We start from the raw sequence: 4,785 nt of genomic DNA, 5'->3' as shown, positions 1-4,785 counted from the left end.
TAGACCCCAGGCGCGTACCCGATCACACGCTCCACAGCACACTCCTTCCCGACGTCGAACGACGTCGGCGCCACCCGTCGCCACATCTTAGTGAGGCCGGCAGCTCGACGTTCCCATAACCGGACATTTCCCCTTGTGTGGGGTGGATCACGGTGACGCCGCCGTAGGAACGGTGAAGTAGTAGACGCCCACCAGCGCCGAGACCACGCACGCCGCGCCGACAGCCGCGACGGCGAGGCCGGTCCGGAGCCGGGCGAGGAGGACCCCGAGAGGGAGCAGGACCGGGAAGATCGGGAGGGCGAACCGGACCATCGAGAGATAGAAGGCGCCGCCCTGTCCGAGCGCGAGCAGCATGCCGAGGACGAGGTAGGTCGCGACCGGCAGAGGGGGCCGCGCCACGAGGGCGAGGACGGTGAGGACGATGAGCCCGACCACGGCGACGGCGAGAGCCGGGGCGAGCATCCCACGAGGCTCCGAGGTCGCCCCCGCCGCCCATCGCCAGAAGGTGTATCCACCGTCGAACCTGACCTGCCAACCTTCCCGCTGGGTGACGAACCAGGCGTCGAGCTCACCCGTCCGAAGTCCTGCGTGCGCGATCGCACCGGTGACCCCGAGCGAGCCGAGAGCCACCGCCACGAGGCTGCGCACGTCGCGACGGGTGACGATTGCCTGCGCCGCGGCGACCGCCACGGCGGCGACGAGGATGACGCCGGTCGGCCGCGTGAACCCGGCCAGCGCGCAGCACACGCCCGCGGCCCACCACTGGCGTCGCAGCACGGCGTAGAGAGTGGCCGCCGCGAAGAGGGTGAAGAGGCCCTCGGCGTAGGCGGTCGAGAGAACGGCGGCAGTCGGGAAGACCGACCAAGCGGCCGAGACGAAGAAGGCCGCGCGCGCCGTCGCGTACTCGCGCACGGTGAGCGCGATCACGACCGCCGCAGCTGTGCTGACCACCAGCCCGACCACGACGGCGACGAGCCAGAACGGCACCCCGAGCGTGACGAACGGCCGAACGCTCCAGGGGTACAGCGGGAAAAAGGCGGCCTCGTTCGTCACCACGTCACCGCCGGCCTGTCGCGGCAAGGCGTCGGGGTAGCCGTGCTCTGCGATCGAGCGGTACCAGCGGCCGTCCCAGCGCTCGATCGCCGTGCCCAGGCCGCCGCGGCCCTGGCTCGCGACGAGCAGTGCCCCGAGCGTGATGGCACGCGTCACGAGGTGTGTGAGCGCTGCTGCGCCGGCCAGTCTCGCCGTCGTCTCGATCCCCTGAGTCATCCAACCGGAGGGGGGTGTCACCACACTCGCCATGGACCGAACGTAGGAAACCGGAGAGTCACGGCAGGGACATTTTCACCATGGGCCGAGAGCCGCCGGGACAGTTATCGAAAAGTGGCGGAGGGAGAACCTTCGGAGCCTTAGCATGTTCTCGGCGACGAAGTCCACCGCTCTCGCGGTGGGCGAGGTTTGATCAAGCAGGAAGTCGGAGTACGTCGGCGATGAGCGACACGGATCTGAGCGGAACGGCCCCAGTGCGGCTTGCCGTGCCCGGCCAGACCGCAGACATCCTCCCCGGCGGGCCGACGCGACGGTCCCTCGGGCGCCACCGTGACCGTGTTTCCGACATCGCGTGGTTCGGGCTTCCCGTCCTCGCCGCTACGGCCGCGGCCGCAGCCACGGTCTCGGCCGGGCCGATCGTCTCCTCCCTCTGCCTCGTGCTGGTCCTGCTCCCGTTATACGCGGTGGTTGCGAAGCCGGGCATCGTGAGGACGAACGACGCCCGGCGCTACGCGCGACGCACGGTCACTGCCGCTGCTGTGACGTTGACGCCTCTTGCCGCAGTCGAGCTCCTGGCCCCCGGCGACGTTCGTGCTGCTCTCGCTGTCGTGCTCACCGCGTGCTCGACGGCCCTCGTCGCCGGCCTCCTCGAGCGGCGGCGTCGTCCTGCCTTCGCTGTTCTCGTCGTCGGAGACGGGGATGGCATCCGCGACGTGGTGAACCCGTGGGCCACCAATCAGCGCATGGATGTTGTCGGCGCGTGCGTCCCGACCGCCCCCGGCGAGCCGCTCCCCGACGACGTCAGCGGCGTCCCCGTCCTCGGCCGACCCGCAGACGTCGAGACGGTCGCTCGTTCGTGTGCCGTGGATTGGGTGGTCATCGCGCCCGGTGCGGCGCTCAGTGTCTACGACGTGCGCCGTCTGACCTGGCAGCTCGAGCGCGCACGTGTGCCCGTCAGTGTGGCGACCGATCTCAACGGCGTGATGCCGCACCGTGTCGAGCCGGTGGTGGTCGGGCGCCGCATGCTCCTCGACGTCTCGTCCCCCAAGCCGTCGTCGCTCGGGCTGTGGGGCAAGGACCTGCTCGACCGCGTCGGCGGCCTCGCCCTGCTTCTGCTGGCGTCGCCGCTCCTCTTGGTGTTGATGGCGTTGGTCAAGCTCGACTCCCGCGGCCCGGCCTTCTTCCGCCAGGTTCGGGCCGGACGCAACGGTCATCCGTTCACGATGATCAAGCTTCGGACGATGGTCGTCGACGCGGAGGAGCGCCTCGATGAGGTTCGGGAGCTCAACGAGGGCGCCGGACTCCTGTTCAAGATCGGTGACGATCCCAGGATCACGCGCCTCGGACGCGCGTTGCGCAAGCTTTCTCTCGACGAGCTCCCCCAGCTGATCAACGTGGTGAGGGGCGACATGTCGCTCGTCGGGCCGCGTCCTGGTCTGCTCTCCGAGCGAGACCAGTACGACGACTGGATCGCGCGACGCTTGCGAGTGAAGCCTGGGATGACCGGATTGTGGCAGGTCAGTGGCCGGTCCAGCCTCGACTGGGAGCAAGCCGTACGCCTCGACATCGACTACGTCGACAACTGGACCATGCGCCGGGACCTGGGGATCGCCGCGCGGACCCTCCGTGCCGTCGTCTGCCGCGATGGAGCAGGCTGACCACAACGCCACGTTCTACACGGTGATGCAGGTCACACGTGGCCCGAAAAGTGCTGATCTTCATCGCCGGGGGCGCTATGGCAGGGATCGGTCCGGTCTGTCGTATTTGGGCCACGATCGGGTGGCCCAAACTCGTCACGAATCTCACCGGTTGTGCGACCTATAGTCCAGCGCATGCTTCGCCGACACAGCGTCCATCGGATCCGCAACGCCACACACCGCGGTCCCTCCAAGCCCCACTCCCGTCGCCCGGCCGTCGTCGTGATCGCGGCCCTCGGCCTGCTTGCTCCGGCAGGGATGGTCGCTGCGGCCGACAACGAGGCGGAACCCCCGTCGTCCCAGTTCGAGGTGGTCAACGGCACCATCCGAGCCGCGGCCGCCAGCCCGGAGGGTGCAGCGAGTACCGAGGCGGTCCTGTGGGGCAACAGCAGCTATGCCACGACCGAGATCGCGGGATCTGGGCGGGTGATCCTCTCGGGGAGGAGCAGCGACTGCGAGGGTTGGGCCGTCGTTGCCGTGTCCGTCGACGGCGTTCCGTCGGGTCGCGTGACGCTGGACGACGCTCGACCCGACGGTTCCGTCGCAGTCGGACCCTCGCTAGGCGACGGCCTCCACGACGTCCGCATCGATCTGGTGAACGACAACTACGTCGAAGGCCAGTGCGATCGCAATGCCTACCTCTCCGCGGCGGCGATGGAGGTGGCTGGTGCGGTGACGCGCCCGTCACCGACCCCGGTTGGTCGTCCGGGCTCGTCTAACACGGGTGTGCCTGCCGGTACGAAGCTGACCGTCCATGACGGAGATCTGACGATCAGCAGGGCCGGCACGGTGGTCGACGGCCTCGACGTCCGCGGAGACATCAGCGTCAAAGCCGACAACGTCACGATCCGCAACACCATCGTGCGCGGCCGACCCGTCGACACCGTCAAGAAATCACTGATCTCGGCCTACGGCGACCACAAGAACCTCCTCATCGAGGACACCACCCTGCGCGCCGCCTACCCCCACCCCAACCGCGACGGCCTCAAGGGCCGCAACTTCACCGCCCGCCGCATCAACGTCTCCAACGTCGTCGACGCCGTCCTCGTCTTCGGCGACAACGTCCGCCTCGAAGACTCCTGGCTCCACGACAACACCCACTTCGACCCCGACTGGATCTCCACCGACGGCAAGAGCCACGACGACAGCCTCCAGATCCAAGGCGGCAACAACATCACCATCCGCCACAACGTCCTCGAAGGCGCCTTCCACACCGGGATCATGATCACCCAGGACCGCTACCGCTCCACCAACATCACCATCGCCGGAAACTGGCTCTCCGGCGGATCCTGCACCCTCAACATCGCCGAGAAAGCCCGCGGCCCCATCCCCGGACTCACCATCCGCGACAACCGCTTCGGAACCTCACGCATCACCAACTGCCCCATCATCGCCCCACCCACCACCACCCAGATCGCCACCATCACCAACAACCTCTGGGACACCACCAACACCCCCATCACCATCCGACGAGGCTCCTGAGGAACCGGACGGCTCAGGCCGTGCCGTCCGTCGTCAGGTCAAGGACGGTTCGCCCGTGCCGACCAGCGTGACGAGGTCGGCGATCTCGGGGTGACCGGAGCGAGCGACCTCCGTGAAATGGTCGCCTTCCCGGCGATAGAGCCCGACCCCGGGAGGCGTGTTCTTGCGGCGGGGGTTGTCGACGAGGAGAAGATGGCCGCCCTCGGGGAGGCTCGAGTGCAGGGCGCGCAGGGCACGGAGCAGGTCCTGGTCACTGAAGTAGAGACGGCGGAGCAGGTTGGCGACCTTGATGACGTCCGGACGCTGACCGGTCCAGGGCGTGAAGACATCGTGGACC

General features: G+C 68.3%; 4 protein-coding genes. 2 read left to right on the top strand and 2 right to left on the bottom strand.

Annotation, left to right across the window (positions count from 1 at the left end):
* Positions 1-147: 147 nt before the first annotated feature.
* Positions 148-1,302 carry a hypothetical protein gene (locus PV363_RS15965; protein ID WP_301022845.1) on the bottom strand — a complete coding sequence of 385 codons (1,155 nt, stop codon included), beginning with the start codon at positions 1,300-1,302 and terminating at the stop codon, positions 148-150.
* A 188-nt stretch (positions 1,303-1,490) separates the two neighbouring features.
* On the opposite strand from PV363_RS15965, the gene PV363_RS15960 reads away from it, so the two are divergent.
* Both PV363_RS15960 and PV363_RS15955 read left to right on the top strand, forming a co-directional pair.
* Positions 1,491-2,927 carry an exopolysaccharide biosynthesis polyprenyl glycosylphosphotransferase gene (locus PV363_RS15960; RefSeq protein ID WP_301022844.1) on the top strand — a complete coding sequence of 479 codons (1,437 nt, stop codon included), beginning with the start codon at positions 1,491-1,493 and terminating at the stop codon, positions 2,925-2,927.
* 174 nt (positions 2,928-3,101) lie between these two features.
* A complete protein-coding gene (locus tag PV363_RS15955) occupies positions 3,102-4,448 on the top strand; it encodes a right-handed parallel beta-helix repeat-containing protein (protein ID WP_301022843.1) in 1,347 nt (448 codons plus the stop codon).
* Positions 4,449-4,481: 33 nt separating this feature from the next.
* On the opposite strand, the gene PV363_RS15950 is transcribed toward PV363_RS15955, so the two are convergent.
* The coding region (locus tag PV363_RS15950; protein ID WP_301022842.1) for a hypothetical protein at positions 4,482-4,785 on the bottom strand (304 nt) is incomplete at its 5' end.

Source organism: Mumia sp. (assembly GCF_028803055.1).
Lineage (GTDB): Bacteria > Actinomycetota > Actinomycetes > Propionibacteriales > Nocardioidaceae > Mumia.
Note: the sequence above shows the minus strand (reverse complement) of the source record. Positions and strands in the feature narration are given on the sequence as shown.